Origin of the sequence: Klebsiella sp. P1927, from assembly GCF_018204675.1 — a bacterium.
GTDB classification, from domain to species: domain Bacteria; phylum Pseudomonadota; class Gammaproteobacteria; order Enterobacterales; family Enterobacteriaceae; genus Klebsiella; species Klebsiella pneumoniae.
Genome location: NZ_CP073377.1, coordinates 597,628 through 617,225 on the forward strand (window position 1 = coordinate 597,628; position 19,598 = coordinate 617,225).

Consider the following 19,598-nt stretch of genomic DNA (forward strand, 5'->3'; position numbering starts at 1 on the left):
TCACAGAGAGAGGTTCTGTTCGGTTTTGGCGTCAAAGATGTGACACTTGTTGAGATCAAAGGTGAAATAGACTTTGCGATTCAGTCCCTTGGCAATCATCGGCTTCGCATCGTCCGACGGCACGCGGGCGGTCAGCTCATAATCAGCAACCCTGAGATAAACAAAGAATTCATGTCCCATGTTTTCTACGCGTACCATTTCACCCGCGCAGGAACCTTCGGCAAACGGTTCATCGGAGAGAGAGACAAACTCCGGGCGCACGCCAAAGAACACCTGCTGATTCTTATGGGTTTCAACTTTGCTTTGCAGCCGATCGTTGAGCGGCAGCCGCTGATCGCCCAGCGTCAAATACAGGCGACCACCGTGCTCAACCAGCTGGCTGGGACGAATATTCATCTCCGGCGCGCCGATAAACCCGGCGACAAACATATTTTTCGGCTGGTGGTAGAGATTGTCCGGGGTATCAACCTGCATAATGTGGCCGAGCTTCATCACGCAGATGCGGTCGCCCATGGTCATCGCTTCCGTCTGATCGTGGGTGACGTAGACGGTGGTCGCCGGTTTGCCAGATTTTTTCAACTGCTTATGCAGATCGGAAATGCGGATCCGCATCGAGGCGCGCAGCTTGGCGTCAAGGTTGGAGAGCGGTTCGTCGAACAGGAAGACGTCCGGTTTTTTGACGATCGCCCGGCCCACCGCCACGCGCTGCGCCTGGCCGCCGGAGAGCTGGCGCGGCAGGCGATCGAGCAGTTCTTCCAGTTCGAGAATTTTCGCCGCTTCTTCCACCTGTCTGTCGATTTGCGCCTTCGGCAGCTTGCTTAGTTTGAGGCCAAAGGCGAGGTTTTCGCGCACCGTCATATGCGGATAGAGGGCGTAGTTCTGGAACACCATCGCGATGCCACGGGATTTAGGCGCCAGGTTGTTGACGATTTTGTCCCCAATCCGCACCTCGCCGCCGCTGATGGTCTCCAGGCCCGCCAGCATGCGCAGGGTGGTCGATTTGGCGCAGCCGGAGGGGCCGACGATCACCATAAATTCGCCATCGGCAATCTTCAGGTCGATACCATGCACCGCTTTAAACCCGTTGGAGTAGACTTTTTCCAGTTTGTTGAAAATCACTTCAGCCATGATATTTCCCTCTTAACCTTTGATTCCGCTGCTGGTCACGCCCTGCACGAAGTAGCGTTGAGCCAGGAAGAAGACAATGATGGACGGCAGAATGGAGATGCTCGCCATTGCCAGAATTTCGTTCCACGGCGCGCCTTCCGTGACGTCGATAGACATTTTTAGCGCCAGCGCGATGGGATACTTATCGACGCTGTAGACGTAGATCAGCGGACCGATAAAGTCGTTCATCGACCACATAAACTGGAACAGCGCCACCGAGATAATGGCCGGCTTGAGGATCGGCACCACCACATACCACAGCACCTGGATGGAGTTGCAGCCGTCGATCTGCGCCGCCTCTTCCATATCGCGCGGCACGCCGCGCAGAAACTGGATCAGCATGAAGACGAAGAATCCCTGGGTGGCGAAGGCCAGCGGCAAGTACAGCGGCAGATAGCTGTTCAGCATCCCCATTTCGCGGAACATCAGGTACTGCGGGATCAGCAGGACGGTGCTCGGCAGCAACATGGTGGTGATAAGCGTTGCGAACCAGAACTTCTTCCACGGGATCTCAAAGCGTGCGAAGCCGTACGCCACGATGGTGGAGGAAATGATCGTTAACACCACTTTCGGGATCACATACTTAAAGGTGTTCAGCATATAGTGGCCGAAATGGTATTCGGTGCCGGTCTTCCAGCCGTTGATAAACCCGTCCCAGGTGGCGTGGGCAGGCCACAGCCCGAGGGTGGTGAAGATCTCATGGTTCGGCTTGAACGAGGCGGAGAACATCCACGCCAGCGGGTAGAGCATCAGCAGGCCGACGAATATCAGCACGACGTAGCGCACCACCCGGCTCACCTTTTCCCGGCGCAGCGTACGGGCGACCTCACGATCGGCGTCGCTCATCACCGGCGCCATCTGTTGAATATCAGCCATTTTTGCCTCCCTTATCGGCGGAGTAGAAGACCCAGTATTTCGATGACTTAAAGGCGATCGACGCAAAGACCGCCACGACGAGGAACAGCACCCACGCCAGCGCGGCGCCATAGCCCATGTCGAAGTACTTAAAGGCGGTATCGTAGATATAGAGTGAGAACAGGTAGGTGTAATAGGTCGGACCGCCGCCGGTTATCACGTACGGGCCGGTAAACTCCTGGAACGCCTGGGTGGTCTGCATAATAAAGTTGAAGAAAATCACCGGGGTGATCAGCGGCACGGTGACCTTCATGAACATCTGCCACTTTGAGGCGCCGTCAATCATTGCCGCCTCATACTGCGACTGCGGAACGTTCTGCAGCGCGGCGAGGAAGATGACCATCGCGGAGCCAAACTGCCAGACGCGCAGCAGGGTGACCGACATCAGCGCCAGGGAGGGTTCCCCCAGCCAGTTGATGGCATCGATGCCAAAGACGGCGAGAAAACTGTTCAGCAGGCCGTCAATGGCGAACAGGGCGCGCCACAGCACGGCAATCGCCACCGAGCTGCCGAGGATCGACGGGATGTAATAGGCGGTGCGGAAAAAGCCGATGCCGCGCAGTTTGAAATTGAGCACAAAAGCAATGCCGAGGGCGAAAGCCAGTTTTAAGGGGATGGTTAAAAAGACGTAGGCAAAGGTCACCCCCATCGATTTCCAGAACAGGCTATCCTCGGTCAACATATAGCGATAGTTTTCGATGCCGTTAAATACCGGCGGGCTCATCAAGTCGTACTCGGTAAAACTGAGAAAGAAAGATGAAACAAAGGGAAAAGCGGTAAAGACGATCAGCCCGATGATATAGGGCGATATCCATGCCAATCCCAGCAGCTTGTTTTCATTCATACATACCTACCTGGCTTACGAGTTGTAATACGGATCCGGTGACGCCGCGCTGTCGGCCTTTTACGCCTGACAACGCAAAAATGTCTGAACGCTTCCTCTGCTTAACATGTCATTGTTAATTAATGGGTTATTCTTTAACTGGTCTAGCAGGTAAGGGCTGTCAGCCCCTTTTTTTATGCTGAACTGTTTTTTATAAAACGCCGTTTTAATTTCATTTTATTGCGATTTGTTTCTGCGTCATGCAGATCAGGATGGAAATGTGATCAAAGTCGAAACGATGTTTCAAAAAGGTGAGGTGGTAAGCATTTTGGCCGTAAAGGGCGTCTGAAAGGAATGAAAAATTAGGCTTAACTGAGCGGGAAATATAATTACCAGGATAATGATTGTGACAGCATCTTTTTATTGAAGGGCGCCGGGCAGTAACCGGGGACGGCGAACGCCCCCGTTATGGATTAGCCTTCAAGAAAATCTTCGCGAATGGGAGTAAAGGTATCGAGCAGCGTGCCGGGCTGCAGGCAGACGCAACCGTGCATAATCCCCGGCCGCTTATACAACGTATCGCCGGCGCTGACGACGCGCGTCTCCTCGCCGATGGTGAACTCAAACTCGCCGGAAAGCACATAGGTGAGCTGTTCGTGAGGATGGTTATGCATCGGGCCGACGGCGCCGGCGGCAAAATTCACCTCCACGGCCATCATTTTGCCGTCGTGGGCCAGAATGCGGCGGGTTACGCCATTGCCGAGGTCTTCAAGGGTGGTGTCTTTATGAAAAATAAACATCGGGCGATCCTGTTGTTAAAGTGAAACATTGTTTCATTTAACTTATCCCACTCTTCATGAAAAAGAAATACGCGGCCAGAGAAGTGGAAAGTTGATCACAAGTTTGCTTCACTGGCAGAAACGACATAAGGAGCAGAAGATGAAAACCATTGGCCTGTTAGGCGGCATGAGCTGGGAGTCCACGATCCCCTATTATCGGTTGATCAATGAGGGCGTTAAGGCGCGACTGGGCGGCCTGCACTCTGCCAGCCTGGTGCTGCACAGCGTCGATTTTCACGACATCGAAGCCTGCCAGTCCGCCGGCGACTGGGATCGCGCCGGGGAGATCCTTGCTGAGGCCGCGGTCGGGCTGCAGCAGGCGGGGGCCGAAGGCATTGTCCTGTGCACCAACACCATGCATAAAGTCGCAGATGCCATCGCCGCCCGCTGCCAGGTTCCCTTCCTGCATATTGCCGATGCCACCGGACGGGCGATTGCCGCCAAAGGTCAGCGCCGGGTCGCGCTGCTGGGCACCCGCTATACCATGGAGCAGACCTTTTACCGCGGTCGTCTGCAGGAGCAGTTTGCCATCGAGACGCTGATCCCTGAGGCTGACGATCGGGCGCAGATCAATCAGATCATCTTCGACGAACTTTGTCTCGGCACCTTCAGCGAGGCGTCGCGGGATTATTATCTGCAGACGATCGCCGCCCTGGCGGAGCAGGGGGCGGAAGGGGTTATTTTCGGCTGTACGGAGATTGGCCTGCTGGTGCCTGCCGAGCTCAGCCCGCTGCCGGTCTTTGACACCGCGGCGATCCACGCGGAAGACGCGGTCAACTTTATGCTCTCTGCAGGACCGACGCCAGCGGCGTGAGGATCTGCGGCAGACTCTGCTGCAGGTGGGCAACAAAGGCGTCGACCAGCGCCGAGCGCGGGCGGTGGAGAGGGCGGATCAGGCTGACGGTAAACGGCACCTCGACGCTGAAGCGGCGCACCACCACGCCGCTATCGGCATAGTCCAGGGCGGTTAACGGATTCACCACCGAGATCCCGGCGCCGGCGCGCACCATGGCGCAGATCGAGGCCGCGCTGTGGGTTTCGACCACCATCCGCCGTTTAACCTGATGCTCAAGGAACAGGGCGTCGAGCAGCTGGCGATAGCTGTCGGTGCGCGACAGGCTGATGTAGTTTTCGCCCTGAAAATCGGCGGGGGTCAGCGTCGCCTGCGCCGCCAGCGGATGGCCGGCGGGCAGCACGCAGACTTCATTCAGCGTCAGCAGCGGGGTGCGTTCGGTGCCCGCGGGGGTATGCAGGGTCTCCGTCAGGCCAAGGTCATGGCGCTGGGCGGAGAGCCACTCCTCCAGCAGCGGCGACTCCTGGGGGACGATCTGCAGGCTGACCTCCGGGTAGCGAGCGAGAAACGGCGGCAACAGCAGCGGCAGAAAGGACTGGGAAAACACCGGCAGACAGGCGATCGACAGCTCGCCCTGGCGGAACTCGCGCAGGCTCTCGGCGGCGCTGACGATACGGTCCAGGCCATACCAGGAGCGCTGAACCTCCTCAAACAAACGCAGGCCCTGCACCGTCGGCTGCAGGCGACCGCGGGTCCGCTCAAACAGCTGCAGGCCGAGCACCTTCTCAAAGCGCGCCAGCTCGCGGCTGACCGTGGGTTGCGAGGTGTGCAGCATCCGCGCCGCTTCGGTCAGGTTGCCGGTGGTCATCACCGCGTGAAAGATTTCGATATGACGCAAATTGACGGCTGGCATGCGGTCTCCGTGAGGCTCGGCTGGAACCATATCATTTTTGCATAGAGTCGCGATAAAACGATATTTTTTATTCGTCCGCCACTGTGGCGTAATCGAAAAAAAACAGCGACCAACACACGCACTGCACCGGAGTTCTTATGCCACACTCGCTTTACGCCACCGATACTGACCTGACCGCAGACAACCTGCTGCGCCTGCCCGCGGAATTTGGCTGTCCGGTCTGGGTCTATGATGCGCAGATTATTCGCCGCCAGATTGCCCAGCTCAGCCAGTTCGACGTGGTGCGTTTTGCGCAAAAAGCCTGCTCTAACATTCATATTCTGCGTCTGATGCGTGAGCAGGGGGTGAAGGTGGACTCGGTGTCGCTGGGGGAGATCGAGCGGGCGCTGGCGGCAGGCTACGATCCGCAGCAGAATCCCGAGGATATCGTCTTCACCGCCGATCTGATCGACGACGCCACCCTCGATCGGGTGAAGGCGTTACAGATCCCGGTGAACGCCGGCTCGATCGACATGCTGAGCCAGCTGGGCGAGGTGTCGCCGGGCCATCGCGTCTGGCTGCGCGTCAACCCGGGCTTTGGCCACGGCCACAGCCAGAAAACCAATACCGGCGGTGAGAATAGCAAGCATGGCATCTGGTACAGCCACCTGCCGGCGGCGCTGGAAGTGATGCGTCGCTATCAGCTGCAGCTGGTCGGGATCCATATGCATATCGGCTCTGGCGTTGACTATGGTCACCTGGAGCAGGTGTGCGGCGCGATGGTGCGCCAGGTCGTCGACTTTGGCCAGGATCTGCAGGCCATCTCCGCCGGCGGCGGTCTGTCGATTCCTTACCGCGAAGGTGAAGAGGCCATCGACACCGCCCACTATTATGGCCTGTGGAACCGCGCCCGGGAGCAGATCGCGGCCCATCTGGGGCACCCGGTGAAACTGGAGATTGAGCCAGGACGCTTCCTGGTGGCCGAGTCCGGCGTGCTGGTGTCGCAGGTGCGCAGTGTGAAAGAGATGGGCAGCCGTCACTTCGTGCTGATTGACGCCGGCTTTAACGACCTGATGCGCCCGGCAATGTACGGTAGCTATCACCATATCACCGCTCTGGCGGGGGATGGCCGGGATCTCAGCGCCGCGCCGCAGGTCGAAACCGTGGTGGCCGGGCCGCTGTGCGAATCCGGGGATGTCTTTACCCAGCAGGAGGGGGGCAAAGTCGAGACCCGCCTGCTGCCGGCGGTGGCGCCTGGGGATTATCTGGTGCTCCATGACACCGGCGCCTACGGGGCTTCGATGTCGTCCAACTATAACAGCCGTCCGCTGCTGCCGGAGGTGCTGTTTGATGGCGGTAAGGCGCGGCTGATCCGCCGTCGCCAGACCATCCAGGAGCTGCTGGCCTTAGAGCTTATTTAAAAAAAGGTCCCGTCGTCACCGACTCGCGAAGCACCAGCGTGCCGGTAAACGGCGGGATCGTTTCTATCGGCTGCTGATTGGCAAGCTTGATCGCCTGGTCGATAGCCGTAGTGATCATGTTGTCGATCGGCAGATAAACCGTCGACAGCCCCGGCTCCAGCCATTTCGCGCTTGGCGCATCGTCGAAGCCAAACAGCGACACATCCTGTGGAATACGCAGCCCCGCCTGATGCAGCGCCTTTGACGCCCCCAGCGCCATATCATCGTTACAGGAAAACAGCGCGCTGAAGCGGGCTTTCTCGTCCAGCAGTTCCCGGCACAGTTCGTAGCCGCGAGTCATCGTCGAGTCCCCATACTTCACCCGGCTCGGATCCCACTCAATACCATGTTTTATCAGCGCGTTGCGGTAGCCCTGCAGGCGAGCCTGGCCGGTAGGGGTATGCATCGGGACGGTGATGCAGGCGATATCGCGGTGGCCCTGGGTAATCAGATACTCCACGGCCTGGAAGGCGGCTTCCTGCTGTTCGAAGAACACGCAGCGTTCGCGGGCCTGCGCCACATCGCGGTTAATCACCACCAGCGGCATGGCGATCGAGTTAATCAGCGACATGATCGCCTTCTCGCTCATGTGCCGGGTATAGAGGATGATCGCATCGCACTGCCGGTCGGCGAGCATCTGCACCGCTTCCTCTTCGCGCTCCGGCGTATCATGGCCGTCGGTGACGATAAGCTGCTTTCCCCAGGCTTCGGTCTGGCGTGACGCCTGCTGCAGCAGACGGCCAAAGTAAAAGCCGTCAAAGGTGGAGACGACCAGCCCGATACTATTGCTGGTCTGATTGGCCAGCGAGCGGGCAAGGAAATTGGGCCGGTAGCCCAGCTCTTCCATCGCTTTAAAGACCTGTTGGCGGGTGCTCTCTTTCACCTGACCTGTGCCGTTCAACACGCGGGAAACCGTCGCTTTCGAGACGCCTGCGCGAATTGAGACATCCAGCATTGTAGCCATTCATCGATTCCTGATTTCACGTGGTAAAGCGCAGTTTATCACAGACCGAAAAGGGACATATCGACGGGGCGGGGCGGAAAAACCATCGCGATCACGCTTTTGGCAGGAACTGACGAGCCGACAGACTCTGGTATGCCAATGCCGATTTTATCGGATATTTGGGATACCACTGTGCGCGTTGCGAGCGCTGTCACAGAACTATTTTTGCCTGGCGACTATGTTTTGGTATGCCAAAAGTCTCTGGCTGTTCACCTGGCCGCAATAAGCCCTTTACACTGAGGTACTCTTTTATGGCATTACAGGACAAACTGATCGACGCGCTGGGGCGTTTCGCGACGACATTCAACAGCTATCGCTACATTATGGCGATCAAATCGGCGTTTATTACCCTGATGCCGGTGATCATCGTCGGGGCCTTTTCGGTGCTGATCTCCAATATGGTGCTGGATCCGAAGAATGGGCTCGCCAGCTTTTCCTCGCTCTCCTTTCTTGCGGCGCTGAAGCCGATCACCAGCGCGCTTAACTACGCTACGCTCAACTTCCTCAATATCGGCGCCGTGTTTCTGATCGGTATTGAGCTGGGGCGGATCAACGGCATCAAAAGCCTGTTTCCCGGCCTGTTGGCGGTGATCTGCTTTATCTGCGTCACGCCGACCACGGTAGAGATGATGGTCGATGGCCAGATGCACGTGGTGAAAGATGTCCTGCTGCGCCAGTTTTCCGATACCCGCAGTCTGTTCCTTGGGATGTTCATCGCCATTCTGTCAGTGGAGATTTACTGCTGGCTGGAGGGGCGCAAGGGACTGAAGATCAAAATGCCGGATACCGTGCCGCCGAACGTCTCTGCCTCTTTTTCCGCGCTGATCCCGGCGATCATCACCACCACCGCGATCGCCACCTTTGGTTTTCTCTTTCACCAGCTGACGGGAATGTATCTCTACGATGCGGTCTACCAGGTGGTGCAGCAGCCGCTGGAGCGGGTGGTGCAGAGCCTGCCGGGGATCCTGCTGCTGATGTTCGTCGCCCAGCTGTTCTGGGTGATCGGCATTCACGGCAACCAGATGATCAAGCCGATCCGCGAGCCGCTGCTGCTGGGAGCGATCACCGTCAATATGAGCGCTTTTGAGCAGGGGAAAGAGGTACCGAACATCATCACGATGCCCTTCTGGGATGTCTACATGAGCATCGGCGGCTCGGGGCTGACCATCGGCCTGCTGATTGCGGTGATGATCGCCACCAGGCGCAAAGAGATGAAAGAGATCGCCAAGCTGTCGATAGGCCCGGGGCTGTTCAATATTAACGAGCCGGTGATCTTCGGGATGCCGATCATGCTTAACCCGATCCTCGCCATCCCGTTTATCATCACCCCGCTGGTGACCGGCAGCATCGGCTATTTCGCCACCCTGACCGGCTTCGCCGGCAAGGCGGTGGTGATGGTCCCCTGGACCACGCCGCCGCTGATCAACGCCTGGCTCTCCACCGCCGGCTCGATGGGGGCGGTGGTGACCCAGCTTATCTGCATCGTCGTCGCGGTGCTTATCTATCTGCCTTTCGTCAAAATCGTCTCCCGCCGTGCCGATGCCGCGCAGCGTCAGGTAGACAATCAACAAACCGCCAACCCTGTCTGAGGAGCCTATGACTACCGTACGGATGACCATTCCCGATGATTTTATCCTTGGCGCGGCGGCTTCCGCCTGGCAGACCGAAGGCTGGAGCGGGAAAAAACCAGGGCAGGACTCCTGGCCCGATCTCTGGTACAAAAACGATCGCCACGTCTGGCATAACGGCTATGGCCCGGCGGTGGCCACCGATTTTATCAACCGCTTTCAGGAAGATGTGCAGCTGATGAAGCTGGCTGGGCTGACCCACTACCGCACCTCAATCAACTGGTCGCGCTTTCTGACCGACTATGAAAACGTCACGGTGGATGAGGAGTATGCGGCCTATTATGACCAGCTGTTCGATGCGCTGCTGGCTAACGGCATCACGCCGATGATCTGCCTTGAGCATTATGAATTGCCCGGCTATCTGCTGGAAAAGTATGGCGGCTGGGGGTCGAAAACGGTGGTTGAGCTGTTTGTGCGCTACGCGGAGAAGGTGTTTGCCCGCTACCACCCGAAGGTGACGCGCTGGTTTACCTTTAATGAGCCAATTGTGGTGCAGACCCGGGTCTATCTGGATGCTCTGCGCTGGCCCTATGAGCAGAACACCAGCACCTGGATGCAGTGGAACTATCATAAGGTGCTGGCGACCGCCAGCGTCGTGAAGCGGTTTCGCGAGCTCGGCTATCCCGGGACCGTCGGCTGCATCCTCAATCCGGAGGTGACCTACCCACGCTCACGCGCCCCCCATGACCTGCGCGCGGCGGAGATCTACGATCTGTTCTACAACCGCATGTTCCTCGACCCGCTGGTGCACGGCGTCTGGCCGCCGGAGCTTCTCGCGCTGCTTGAGCAGCATCAGGTGACGTGGGAGACCAGCGAGGAGGATCTGGCGGTTATCCGCGAGCACACCGTCGATGAGCTGGGGATTAATCTTTACTACCCGCACCGGGTCAAAGCCCCGTCGCGGGCCTGGCATCCGCACACCCCGTTCCATCCGGCCTGGTATTATGAGCCGTTTGAGCTGCCCGGCCGGCGGATGAACGCCTCCCGCGGCTGGGAAATCTACCCGCAAATCATCTTTGATATGGCGATGCGGATAAAAAATGACTATAGCAACATCCCGTGGTTCGTGGCGGAGAGCGGGATGGGGGTGGAAAACGAAGGCCAGTTCCGTAACCGCGAAGGCGTCATCGATGACAGCTACCGCATTCGTTTTATCAGCGAACATCTGTGGCACACCCTGCGCGCCCGCGAGGCAGGGGCCAACTGCCAGGGCTATATGCTGTGGGCGTTTACCGACAACGTATCGCCGATGAACGCCTTTAAAAACCGCTACGGGCTTATCGAAATCGATCTGCAAAACCATCGCGCCCGGCGACCCAAAGCCTCGGCGCACTGGTTTCGTCAACTGGGCGAACGGCGTGAACTGGTGCTGGATATCGATGATGAATACCGCTAGCCGGGGGCAATATTTGCTAAGATAGCGGCGTATTTGACTCGCAGGCATGTAACGCACAGGTGATTTTGTGGAAAAAGCGATAGTTCCGCCGGAAAAGAAGCCCTATCAGGAGATTGGTGATGACCTGCGCGCCCAGATCGCGCAGGGGCGCTACCCGGTCGGGTCGCGTTTGCCGCCGGAACGCCATATTGCCGAAACCTATGGCGTCAGCCGGACCATCGTGCGCGAAGCGCTGCTGATGCTGGAGCTGCAGGGGACGGTGGATATTCGTCAGGGATCCGGGGTGTATGTCATGCGCATTCCCCACGAGAACGACAGCGAAGAGGAGCAGCTGCTCAGCAGCGACGTCGGCCCGTTTGAAATTCTCCAGGCGCGCCAGCTGCTGGAGAGCAACATCGCCGCCTTTGCCGCGAAAATGGCCACCCGCGCCGATATCGACAATCTAAAGCGGATTATTGAACAGGAGCAGCGGGCAATCGCTCTCAACGACACCGCGCAGGATAACGCTCGTCTGTTCCATCTGGTGCTCGCCGGGGCGACGCAGAACCAGATGCTGTTGGCGACGGTAGAGCGGATCTGGCTGCAGATGGACAGCAGCCCGCTGTGGCAGCAGTTCAATGTGCATATTGCCAGCCGCGCCTGGCGGCTGAAATGGCTCGGCGACCGGCAGACCCTGCTCGCCGCGCTGCGGCGTCGCGATGTGATGGGCGCCTGGCAGGCGATGTGGCAGCATCTGGAAAACGTCAAAAACAGCCTGCTGGAGCTGTCCGATGAGGACGCCCCCGACTTTGACGGCTATCTGTTCGACTCAGTGCCGATTTTTCAGGGGAAGCTGGTATGACGATCCTGCCGCTGTACGCTGCGCCGCAGTACGCCCCGCAGGTGACCGACTGGCTGTGGCAGGCCTTTGGCGGCGAGACGCTGCCGCGGCAATTCTTCGCCAGCATTGTGCAGCATAGCCAGACGGCGGAGGCGCTGCCGTTGACCTTTATTGCCGTGGAAGGCGAGCAGTTGCTCGGCACGATTGGCCTCTGGCGCTGCGATTTGATCAGCCGCCAGGATCTGTTTCCCTGGCTGGCGGCGCTGTACGTCGCGCCCGCCGCCCGCGGTCAGGGGCTGGCCGGAAAACTGCAGCGGCATGTGATCGATTATGCCCGCCGCGCGGGCTTTCGGGAGCTCTATCTCTACTCCGCCTGCCGGGATTTCTATGAACGCTTCGGCTGGCGCTACATCGGCGAGGGGCTGGATTACCCGGCCACCGCCGTGCACCTCTATCGCTATGACTTATCGCCTTCCTGCGGGGCGACCACCGAGTGACGACGGACCAGCGTCGGGCTGAACAGATGGGTGATCTCCGGCGCCGGCCGCTGCTCCGCCAGGGCTAAAGCCAGCTCGGCCGCCTGGGTCGCCATCGTGACGATCGGATAGCGGACGGTAGTCAACCGCGGGCGGACATAGCGCGAAATCAGGACATCGTCGAAGCCAATCAGCGAAATCTCCCGCGGAACGTCGATGCCATTGTCATTCAGCACCCCCATCGCGCCGGCGGCCATCGAGTCGTTATAGCAGGCGACGGCGCTAAAGTGGCGGCCGCGGCCAAGCAGTTCGGTCATCGCCTGTTCGCCGCCGCTTTCATCCGGCTCGGCAAACGTGACCAGCCGGTCGTTGCACGGCAGGCCGCTCTCCTCCAGCGCCGCGTAGTACCCCTGCAGCCGATCTTCCGCATCGGAGATATCATGGTTTGAGCACAGATAGCCGATACGCGTGTGCCCCTGCTGGATCAAATGGCGGGTCGCCAGCCAGGCGCCGTAGCGGTCGTCCAGCGCGACGCAGCGGGTTTCATATCCGGGCAGGATGCGGTTGATCAGCACCATGCCGGGGATCTGTTTCATTAACCCCGCCAATTCCTCATCTGGGATCATTTTGGCGTGCACCACCAGCGCCGCGCAGCGATGGCGGATCAGCTGCTCTATCGCCTGGCGCTCCTTCTGCACGTTGTGGTAGCCATTGCCAATCAGCAAAAAATTGCCGGTGCGGTAGGCCACCTGTTCGACGGCTTTGACCATCGCGCCGAAGAAGGGGTCGGAGACATCGCCCACCACCAGGCCGACGGTTTCCGTTGACTGCTGGGCCAGCGCCCGGGCGTTCGCGTTGGGGTGATAGTTCAGGGTTTCCATCGCCGCGCCCACGGACTGACGCGAAGCTTCGCTGGCTTTGGGAGAGTTGTTGATGACGCGGGAGACGGTAGCGACGGAGACTCCTGCGAGTCGGGCTACATCCTTAATAGTCGCCATACCATGCCTTTTCTAGGGTAAGCGTTTACATACTGCTATGTTACGGGAAAGAGCGGCAGATTCAAGGCGCGGCGGCGAAGGAATGGCGCAAATGTGATTCAGCGCGGGCTTATCGGTGACCTGTTTACATTGACGCGAGCGGTAATTGAAACCGGCGCAGGGAAATACAAACCTTTGCTTACACTTTGCGATGCGCTGTTGCGAATGTTCGCTGGTTTGTTCGCGGATCCGGTTGATATTCTGGCTATCCCAGAGGTATTGATAGGTGGAGTCAACGTCACGTTGACCACTTTACTTACACCAGCCTGCGCAGATGCGCAGGTTTTTTTTTGCCCGCTATCGGCGTTGTTACAGATAGCGAAAATCGTAATACCTCGTTGCACTTAGGCTCACTCCCTTGCGTTTTCCCGCTGGCCCGTTACGGCCAAAAAACGTGACAATCGAGATCCCAGAGGTATTGATAGGTGAGTTTCTCAGGTACGCTCTTCGTACTGAACGTCTTACACCGACCTGCGCGGATGCGCAGGTTTTTTTTATTCCGAAAATCCCCCCGCTGCACTGCTTTCCCATGCCTTCTCGTGTAACCTGCTTTGACTCATCAACCGGTCACATGGAGTTGTTATGCTTTTGGGATTTTTCAGACTGCTGTTCAAGGGGTTATACCGGGTCAGACTGACCGGCGACACGCAGGCTTTATACCAGCAAAAGGTCTTAATCACCCCGAACCACGTCTCTTTCCTCGACGGCATTCTGCTGGCGCTGTTTTTGCCGGTCCGACCGGTTTTTGCGGTCTATACCTCAATCAGCCAGCGCTGGTTTATGCGCGCGCTGACGCCGATTATCGATTTTGTGCCGCTGGACCCGACCAAGCCGATGTCGATCAAACATCTGGTGCGCCTGATTGAGCAGGGGCGGCCGGTGGTTATTTTCCCGGAAGGGCGAATTTCGGTCAGCGGCTCGCTGATGAAAATTTATGACGGCGCCGCCTTTGTCGCCGCCAAATCGCAGGCGACCATTGTGCCGCTGCGTATTGAAGGCGCCGAACTGACGCCCTTCAGCCGGCTGAAGGGGCTGGTGAAACGTCGCCTGTTCCCGCGTATTCAGCTGCATCTCCTGCCGCCCACCCATCTGCCGATGCCCGAGGCGCCGCGCGCCCGCGACCGGCGCAAAATCGCCGGGGAGATGCTGCATCAGATCATGATGGAAGCCCGGATGGCGGTGCGCCCGCGGGAAACCCTGTATGAGTCGCTGCTGGCGGCGCAGGACCGCTTCGGCGCGCGCAAACCCTGCGTGGAGGATATCAACTTCCAGCCGGATACCTATCGCAAGCTGCTAACCAAAACCCTGTTTGTCGCCCGCATTCTGGAAAAATACAGCCAGCCGGGCGAGAAGATCGGCCTGATGCTGCCTAACGCCGGCATCAGCGCGGCGGTGATTTTCGGCGCTATCGCCCGCGGGCGTATTCCGGCGATGATGAACTATACCGCCGGGGTGAAAGGGCTCAGCAGCGCGATAGCCGCCGCGGAGCTCAACACCATTTTCACCTCGCGCACCTTCCTCGATAAAGGCAAACTCTGGCACCTGCCGGAGCAGCTGACCCAGGTGCGCTGGGTATTCCTGGAAGATCTTAAAGGCGATATCACCCTCGCTGACAAACTGTGGATTTTTGCTCATCTGCTGGCGCCGCGTCTGGCGCAGGTTAAGCAGCAGCCGGAAGACGCGGCGATGATCCTCTTCACCTCCGGTTCCGAGGGCAATCCGAAAGGGGTGGTGCACAGCCATAAGAGTCTGCTGTCCAACGTCGAGCAGATCAAAACTATCGCCGACTTTACCGCCAATGACCGCTTTATGTCGGCGCTGCCGCTGTTCCACTCTTTTGGCCTCACCGTCGGCCTGCTGACGCCGCTGCTTACCGGGGCGGAAGTGTTTCTCTATCCCAGCCCGCTGCACTATCGCGTGGTGCCGGAGCTGGTCTACGATCGCAACTGTACGGTGCTGTTCGGCACTTCGACCTTCCTCGCCAACTATGCCCGTTTCGCCAATCCGTACGATTTCTACCGCCTGCGCTACGTGGTCGCCGGGGCGGAGAAGCTGCAGGAGAGCACCAAACAGCTGTGGCAGGATAAATTCGGCCTGCGCATTCTCGAAGGCTATGGCGTGACCGAGTGCGCGCCTGTGGTCTCGATTAACGTGCCGATGGCGGCGAAGGTCGGCACCGTGGGCCGCATCCTGCCGGGGATGGACGCCCGCCTGCTGGCGATGCCAGGCATTGATCAAGGGGGGCGGCTGCAGCTGAAAGGGCCGAACATCATGAAAGGCTACCTGCGGGTGGAAAACCCCGGCGTGCTGGAAGCGCCTGCGGCGGAAAACCAGCACGGCGAGATGGAAGCGGGCTGGTATGACACCGGGGATATCGTTACCTTCGACGAGCAGGGCTATGTCCGCATTCAGGGCCGCGCGAAGCGCTTCGCCAAAATCGCCGGCGAGATGATCTCCCTCGAGATGGTGGAGCAGGTGGCCCTCGGCGCGTCGCCGGACAAAATGCACGCCACGGCGATTAAACAGGACGCCAGCAAAGGCGAGGCGCTGGTGCTGTTTACCACCGATAATGAACTGACTCGTGAAGCCCTGCTGCGCTACGCCCGCCAGCACGGCGTACCGGAGCTGGCGGTGCCGCGAGATATACGCTGGCTGAAACAGCTACCGGTGCTCGGCAGCGGCAAGCCAGACTATGTCACCCTGAAAAATATGGTCGACGAGGCGGAAACAACCCATGAGTGAGTCAGTACATACTAACCCTTCGCTGTACTCGAAAGGGATGCTGGCGGTGATCTGCGCCCAGTTCCTGTCGGCCTTCGGCGACAATGCGCTTCTCTTCGCCACCCTGGCGCTGATGAAGCAGCTCTATTATCCGGAGTGGAGCCAGCCGGTCCTGCAGATGTTGTTTGTGGGCGCTTACATCCTCTTTGCCCCCTTTGTCGGTCAGTTCGCCGATAGCTTTGCCAAAGGCCGGGTGATGATGGTGGCCAACGGCCTGAAACTGCTCGGCGCCGGCTGCATCTGCTTCGGCGTCAATCCGTTTATCGGCTATACGCTGGTGGGGATTGGCGCCGCCGCCTATTCGCCGGCCAAGTATGGCATTCTCGGCGAACTCACCACCGGCGATAAGTTAGTGAAGGCTAACGGACTGATGGAGTCCTCGACCATCGCGGCGATCCTGCTGGGCTCCATGGCCGGCGGGATCCTCGCCGACTGGCACGTGCTGGCGGCGCTGATCGTCTGCGCGCTGGTCTACGGCGGGGCGGTAGTGGCTAACCTGTGGATACCCAGGCTGCCGGCAGCGCGTCCGGGGCAGTCGTGGCGTTTTAAGCCAATGACGCACAGCTTCTTCAGCGCCTGCCGGACGCTGTGGCGCAACGGCGAAACCCGCTTTTCGCTGATAGGCACCAGCCTGTTCTGGGGCGCTGGCGTGACCCTGCGTTTCCTGCTGGTGATCTGGGTGCCGGTGGCGCTGGGCATTACCAGCAACGCCATGCCCACCTATCTTAATGCGATGGTGGCGGTGGGGATTGTGCTGGGTGCCGGGGCGGCGGCGAAGCTGGTGACCCTGGAGACGGTGTCGCGCTGTATGCCGGCCGGGATTTTGATCGGTATCGCGGTGATAGCCTTTGCGGTGCAGCAGTCGCTGCTGCCGGCGTTCGGTCTGCTGCTGCTGCTCGGGGTGTTCGGCGGGTTCTTTATCGTACCGCTGAACGCGCTGCTGCAGGAGCGTGGGAAACATTCGGTCGGGGCAGGTAACGCCATTGCGGTACAGAACCTCGGTGAGAACGTGGCGATGCTGCTGATGCTGGGGCTCTATTCCCTGGCGGTGAGCGTGGGCGTTCCACCGGTCGCCGTGGGGATAGGCTTTGGCGCGGTATTCGCCGTGGCCATTGCCGCGCTGTGGGTCTGGGGGCGGCGTAAATAACCTCCCGGCTTGCGCTGCGCTTGACTGGGCGAGGGGGTCGCCAATATCTGCTCTTCAGTAGCCCGGGTAAGGCGTATAAGCCTTACCCGGGGCTTTGCTTTCTTACGGCGCCGGGTAGGTATAAACCTGATGCACCGCCTCAATCTCCGCTAATACCTCTTCGCTTAGCTCAAGCTGCAAACTTTCCACGTTGGCCTGCAGCTGCGTCATGGTCGTCGCCCCCAGCAGGGTGCTGGCGACAAACGGCTGCCGACGCACAAAGGCCAGCGCCATTTGCGCCGGATCGAGGCCGTGGCGTTTGGCGATATCCACATAGGCCGCTACCGCTTTCTGCGACTGCTCGCTGCTGTAGCGCGTAAAGCGGCTGAACAGCGTATTGCGCGCCCCTGCCGGCTTCGCACCGTTGAGATACTTGCCGGTCAGTGTGCCGAAAGCCAGACAAGAGTAGGCCAGCAGCTCCACGCCTTCGAACTGACTCACTTCCGCGAGGCCGACTTCAAAGCTGCGGTTCAGCAGGCTGTAAGGATTCTGAATAGTCACGATCCGCGGGAGGTCGTGCTTATCCGCCAGGTGCAGATAACGCATCACGCCGAAGGCGGTTTCGTTCGACACACCGATGTAGCGGATCTTCCCGGCGCGCTGGAACTCGGTCAGCGCTTCGAGGGTATCCAGCAGCGTCACGGCGGGCGCGGCGTCGGCCCAGGTATAGCCCAGCTTGCCAAAGCAGTTGGTTGGCCGCTGCGGCCAGTGAACCTGATATAAATCGAGATAATCGGTCTGCAGCCGCTTCAGGCTGGCGTGCAGCGCCTCGCGGATATTTTTGCGGTCCAGGACGTGATTGGGCCGAATGCTGCTGTCGTTATTGCGCGCGGGCCCGCTGACTTTCGAGGCGAGCACCAGCTTTTCGCGATTGCCGCGTTTCGCCAGCCAGTTGCCGACGTAGGTTTCAGTCAGCCCCTGGGTTTCCGGGCGCGGCGGGACCGGGTACATTTCAGCGACATCGATCAGGTTGATGCCGTTGGCAACCGCGTAATCGAGCTGCTGGTGGGCATCGGCCTCGCTATTCTGTTCGCCAAAAGTCATGGTTCCCAGCCCGAGGGTGCTGATTTCAAGAGAACTGTGTGGGATACGGTGATACTGCATAGCCAGCTTCCTTTTTATTTATAAGGTCAGGCATTCCCCGACAAAGGAGTATCAACATGGCAGAGGGTGAGAAAAAGAGGAAGTAAAAAATCAAAAAAGCCGGGTGACGAGGAGGGGCGGTGGGTGAAACCCGCGGCGTCCTGGTATATCCCGACTCTTCTCAAAAGACTGGTGGTCGGTAAGCGCAGCGTCAACAGAAGCTGGGGCCGACAGGGAAAGATTAACGCTTAATGATTTGCGAAACGTCGTCACGATTGATCTGCATTTTATTACCCTGCTGATCTTCGTAACTGATTAAACCGGTATCGTCATCCACGGTAGGTTTACCGTCGGTCAGGATCATTCGCCCATCTTTGGTCGCCATGACGTAATCGCTGCTGCAACCGGAAACCGAGAACGCCAGTCCTACGGCGGAAATCAATACTGCCCATTTCTTCATCGTCAACACCTCTTCAGTAGCTGCACCCCATACCCGTCTATTAATAGCCTGATTTGTGAGACATAAAAAGCAGTAAAGTCTGAAAAAGGGTTGCAGCCTGTGACCAGGCTGCAATTTTGTGGTTTACAGCGGGTTTTTCTTATTACGCAGCAGGTTAAGGCTCTCCACCGCGATAGAGAAGAACATGGCGAAATAGATGTATCCCTTCGGCACATGGACGTCGAAGCTTTCCAGCATCAGGGTAAAGCCGACGAGGATCAGAAACGACAGCGCCAGCATTTTCACCGAAGGATGACGGTCAACAAAATCGCCGATGGGTCGCGCGGCGAACATCATCACCCCCACCGCGATCACCACTGCCGCCATCATGATGAACAGATGATCCGACAGGCCGACGGCGGTGATCACTGAATCGAGGCTAAAGATGATATCCAGCAGCATGATCTGCACGATGGCGCCGAGGAAGGAGTGGACGTTGGTCTTCAGCCCCTCCTCTTCACCTTCGATAGATTCATGGATCTCTTTACTGGCTTTCCAGATAAGGAATAGCCCGCCGAGCAGCAAGATCAGATCGCGAAACGAGATCTCCTGACCGAAAACGGTAAAGAGCGGGTTGGTCAGCTTAACGACCCAGGCGATTGAGGCCAGCAGCGCCAGACGCATGACCATCGCGCCCATCAAACCGATCCGGCGCGCATGGGCGCGCTGGGCGGTGGGGAGCTTAGCCACGACCAGAGAGAGGAAAATAATATTGTCGATCCCGAGCACGATCTCCAGCAGCGTCAATGTGCCCAGCGCCAGCCAGGCGTTAGGATCGGTTATCCATGCAAATAACATTG

At 58.6% G+C, this 19,598-nt stretch carries 18 protein-coding genes; 8 read left to right on the top strand and 10 right to left on the bottom strand.

The annotated features are described in order from the left end of the window. The 4 genes from KB892_RS03145 to KB892_RS03160 all read right to left on the bottom strand — a co-directional run bounded on the left by KB892_RS03145 (position 1) and on the right by KB892_RS03160 (position 3,705). The gene (locus KB892_RS03145) at positions 1-1,128 is read right to left on the bottom strand and encodes an ABC transporter ATP-binding protein (RefSeq protein WP_002915997.1); all 1,128 of its coding nucleotides are present in this window, start codon (positions 1,126-1,128) and stop codon (positions 1-3) included. Positions 1,129-1,140: 12 nt separating this feature from the next. Next, a complete protein-coding gene (locus tag KB892_RS03150; RefSeq protein ID WP_002915996.1) occupies positions 1,141-2,043 on the bottom strand; it encodes a carbohydrate ABC transporter permease in 903 nt (300 codons plus the stop codon). Continuing rightward, on the bottom strand, positions 2,036-2,926 hold the full coding sequence (locus KB892_RS03155; RefSeq protein WP_002915995.1) for a carbohydrate ABC transporter permease: 891 nt from the start codon (positions 2,924-2,926) through the stop codon (positions 2,036-2,038). Before KB892_RS03155 ends, KB892_RS03150 begins: the two co-directional genes overlap by 8 nt. Positions 2,927-3,378: 452 nt before the next feature. Beyond that, on the bottom strand, positions 3,379-3,705 hold the full coding sequence (locus KB892_RS03160) for a cupin domain-containing protein (RefSeq protein WP_002915993.1): 327 nt from the start codon (positions 3,703-3,705) through the stop codon (positions 3,379-3,381). 139 nt (positions 3,706-3,844) lie between these two features. Between KB892_RS03160 and KB892_RS03165 the strand changes: the two genes are divergently transcribed. Next, a complete protein-coding gene (locus KB892_RS03165) occupies positions 3,845-4,558 on the top strand; it encodes an aspartate/glutamate racemase (RefSeq protein ID WP_002915992.1) in 714 nt (237 codons plus the stop codon). Here the strand turns inward: KB892_RS03165 and KB892_RS03170 are convergent. Further along, positions 4,524-5,450 (bottom strand): LysR family transcriptional regulator, encoded by a 927-nt coding sequence (locus KB892_RS03170; RefSeq protein WP_002915991.1) that lies wholly within the window; start codon positions 5,448-5,450, stop codon positions 4,524-4,526. The two genes, KB892_RS03165 and KB892_RS03170, sit on opposite strands and share 35 nt — an antisense overlap. A 137-nt stretch (positions 5,451-5,587) precedes the next feature. On the opposite strand from KB892_RS03170, the gene lysA reads away from it, so the two are divergent. Beyond that, entirely contained in the window at positions 5,588-6,850 is a 1,263-nt protein-coding gene (gene lysA, locus KB892_RS03175; protein WP_002915990.1) for a diaminopimelate decarboxylase, read from the top strand. Here lysA and KB892_RS03180 read toward each other — a convergent pair. Further along, entirely contained in the window at positions 6,843-7,844 is a 1,002-nt protein-coding gene (locus KB892_RS03180; protein ID WP_004229436.1) for a LacI family DNA-binding transcriptional regulator, read from the bottom strand. The genes lysA and KB892_RS03180 overlap by 8 nt on opposite strands. A gap of 299 nt (positions 7,845-8,143) precedes the next feature. On the opposite strand from KB892_RS03180, the gene KB892_RS03185 reads away from it, so the two are divergent. The 4 genes from KB892_RS03185 to KB892_RS03200 all read left to right on the top strand — a co-directional run bounded on the left by KB892_RS03185 (position 8,144) and on the right by KB892_RS03200 (position 12,233). Then, positions 8,144-9,481 (top strand): PTS sugar transporter subunit IIC, encoded by a 1,338-nt coding sequence (locus KB892_RS03185; RefSeq protein ID WP_002915986.1) that lies wholly within the window; start codon positions 8,144-8,146, stop codon positions 9,479-9,481. Between the two features lie 7 nt (positions 9,482-9,488). Further along, on the top strand, positions 9,489-10,916 hold the full coding sequence (locus KB892_RS03190) for a glycoside hydrolase family 1 protein (RefSeq protein ID WP_004151964.1): 1,428 nt from the start codon (positions 9,489-9,491) through the stop codon (positions 10,914-10,916). A 67-nt stretch (positions 10,917-10,983) separates the two neighbouring features. Continuing rightward, positions 10,984-11,757: a GntR family transcriptional regulator gene (locus tag KB892_RS03195; protein ID WP_002915985.1), complete on the top strand. Its 774-nt coding sequence runs from the start codon at positions 10,984-10,986 to the stop codon at positions 11,755-11,757. Next, positions 11,754-12,233 (top strand): GNAT family N-acetyltransferase, encoded by a 480-nt coding sequence (locus KB892_RS03200; RefSeq protein WP_002915983.1) that lies wholly within the window; start codon positions 11,754-11,756, stop codon positions 12,231-12,233. Before KB892_RS03195 ends, KB892_RS03200 begins: the two co-directional genes overlap by 4 nt. Here the strand turns inward: KB892_RS03200 and galR are convergent. Beyond that, positions 12,194-13,210, bottom strand: a complete 1,017-nt coding sequence (gene galR / locus KB892_RS03205; protein WP_002915981.1) for an HTH-type transcriptional regulator GalR — start codon at positions 13,208-13,210, stop codon at positions 12,194-12,196. The genes KB892_RS03200 and galR overlap by 40 nt on opposite strands. Before the next feature lie 621 nt (positions 13,211-13,831). Here galR and aas point away from each other — a divergent pair. Beyond that, positions 13,832-15,991 carry a bifunctional acyl-ACP--phospholipid O-acyltransferase/long-chain-fatty-acid--ACP ligase gene (gene aas, locus KB892_RS03215; protein ID WP_002915977.1) on the top strand — a complete coding sequence of 720 codons (2,160 nt, stop codon included), beginning with the start codon at positions 13,832-13,834 and terminating at the stop codon, positions 15,989-15,991. Continuing rightward, positions 15,984-17,177, top strand: coding sequence for a lysophospholipid transporter LplT (gene lplT, locus KB892_RS03220; protein ID WP_062954964.1), 1,194 nt, complete (start codon positions 15,984-15,986; stop codon positions 17,175-17,177). Before aas ends, lplT begins: the two co-directional genes overlap by 8 nt. Before the next feature lie 102 nt (positions 17,178-17,279). Here the strand turns inward: lplT and KB892_RS03225 are convergent, their stop codons facing one another. The 3 genes from KB892_RS03225 to KB892_RS03235 form a co-directional block, all read right to left on the bottom strand. After that, the gene (locus KB892_RS03225; protein WP_002915975.1) at positions 17,280-18,320 is read right to left on the bottom strand and encodes an NADP(H)-dependent aldo-keto reductase; all 1,041 of its coding nucleotides are present in this window, start codon (positions 18,318-18,320) and stop codon (positions 17,280-17,282) included. A 220-nt stretch (positions 18,321-18,540) separates the two neighbouring features. Continuing rightward, positions 18,541-18,759, bottom strand: a complete 219-nt coding sequence (locus tag KB892_RS03230; protein WP_002915974.1) for a YgdI/YgdR family lipoprotein — start codon at positions 18,757-18,759, stop codon at positions 18,541-18,543. A 123-nt stretch (positions 18,760-18,882) separates the two neighbouring features. Then, positions 18,883-19,596: a TerC family protein gene (locus KB892_RS03235; RefSeq protein WP_002915973.1), complete on the bottom strand. Its 714-nt coding sequence runs from the start codon at positions 19,594-19,596 to the stop codon at positions 18,883-18,885. Between the last annotated feature and the right edge of the window lie 2 nt (positions 19,597-19,598).

Bases quoted from the DNA above. Each gene is read 5' to 3' on its own strand.
- KB892_RS03145 (WP_002915997.1), bottom strand. From the start codon at position 1,128: ATGGCTGAAGTGATTTTCAACAAACTGGAAAAAGTCTACTCCAACGGG.
- KB892_RS03150 (WP_002915996.1), bottom strand. From the start codon at position 2,043: ATGGCTGATATTCAACAGATGGCGCCGGTGATGAGCGACGCCGATCGT.
- KB892_RS03155 (WP_002915995.1), bottom strand. From the start codon at position 2,926: ATGAATGAAAACAAGCTGCTGGGATTGGCATGGATATCGCCCTATATC.
- KB892_RS03160 (WP_002915993.1), bottom strand. From the start codon at position 3,705: ATGTTTATTTTTCATAAAGACACCACCCTTGAAGACCTCGGCAATGGC.
- KB892_RS03165 (WP_002915992.1), top strand. From the start codon at position 3,845: ATGAAAACCATTGGCCTGTTAGGCGGCATGAGCTGGGAGTCCACGATC.
- KB892_RS03170 (WP_002915991.1), bottom strand. From the start codon at position 5,450: ATGCCAGCCGTCAATTTGCGTCATATCGAAATCTTTCACGCGGTGATG.
- lysA (WP_002915990.1), top strand. From the start codon at position 5,588: ATGCCACACTCGCTTTACGCCACCGATACTGACCTGACCGCAGACAAC.
- KB892_RS03180 (WP_004229436.1), bottom strand. From the start codon at position 7,844: ATGCTGGATGTCTCAATTCGCGCAGGCGTCTCGAAAGCGACGGTTTCC.
- KB892_RS03185 (WP_002915986.1), top strand. From the start codon at position 8,144: ATGGCATTACAGGACAAACTGATCGACGCGCTGGGGCGTTTCGCGACG.
- KB892_RS03190 (WP_004151964.1), top strand. From the start codon at position 9,489: ATGACTACCGTACGGATGACCATTCCCGATGATTTTATCCTTGGCGCG.
- KB892_RS03200 (WP_002915983.1), top strand. From the start codon at position 11,754: ATGACGATCCTGCCGCTGTACGCTGCGCCGCAGTACGCCCCGCAGGTG.
- galR (WP_002915981.1), bottom strand. From the start codon at position 13,210: ATGGCGACTATTAAGGATGTAGCCCGACTCGCAGGAGTCTCCGTCGCT.
- aas (WP_002915977.1), top strand. From the start codon at position 13,832: ATGCTTTTGGGATTTTTCAGACTGCTGTTCAAGGGGTTATACCGGGTC.
- lplT (WP_062954964.1), top strand. From the start codon at position 15,984: ATGAGTGAGTCAGTACATACTAACCCTTCGCTGTACTCGAAAGGGATG.
- KB892_RS03225 (WP_002915975.1), bottom strand. From the start codon at position 18,320: ATGCAGTATCACCGTATCCCACACAGTTCTCTTGAAATCAGCACCCTC.
- KB892_RS03230 (WP_002915974.1), bottom strand. From the start codon at position 18,759: ATGAAGAAATGGGCAGTATTGATTTCCGCCGTAGGACTGGCGTTCTCG.
- KB892_RS03235 (WP_002915973.1), bottom strand. From the start codon at position 19,596: ATGTTATTTGCATGGATAACCGATCCTAACGCCTGGCTGGCGCTGGGC.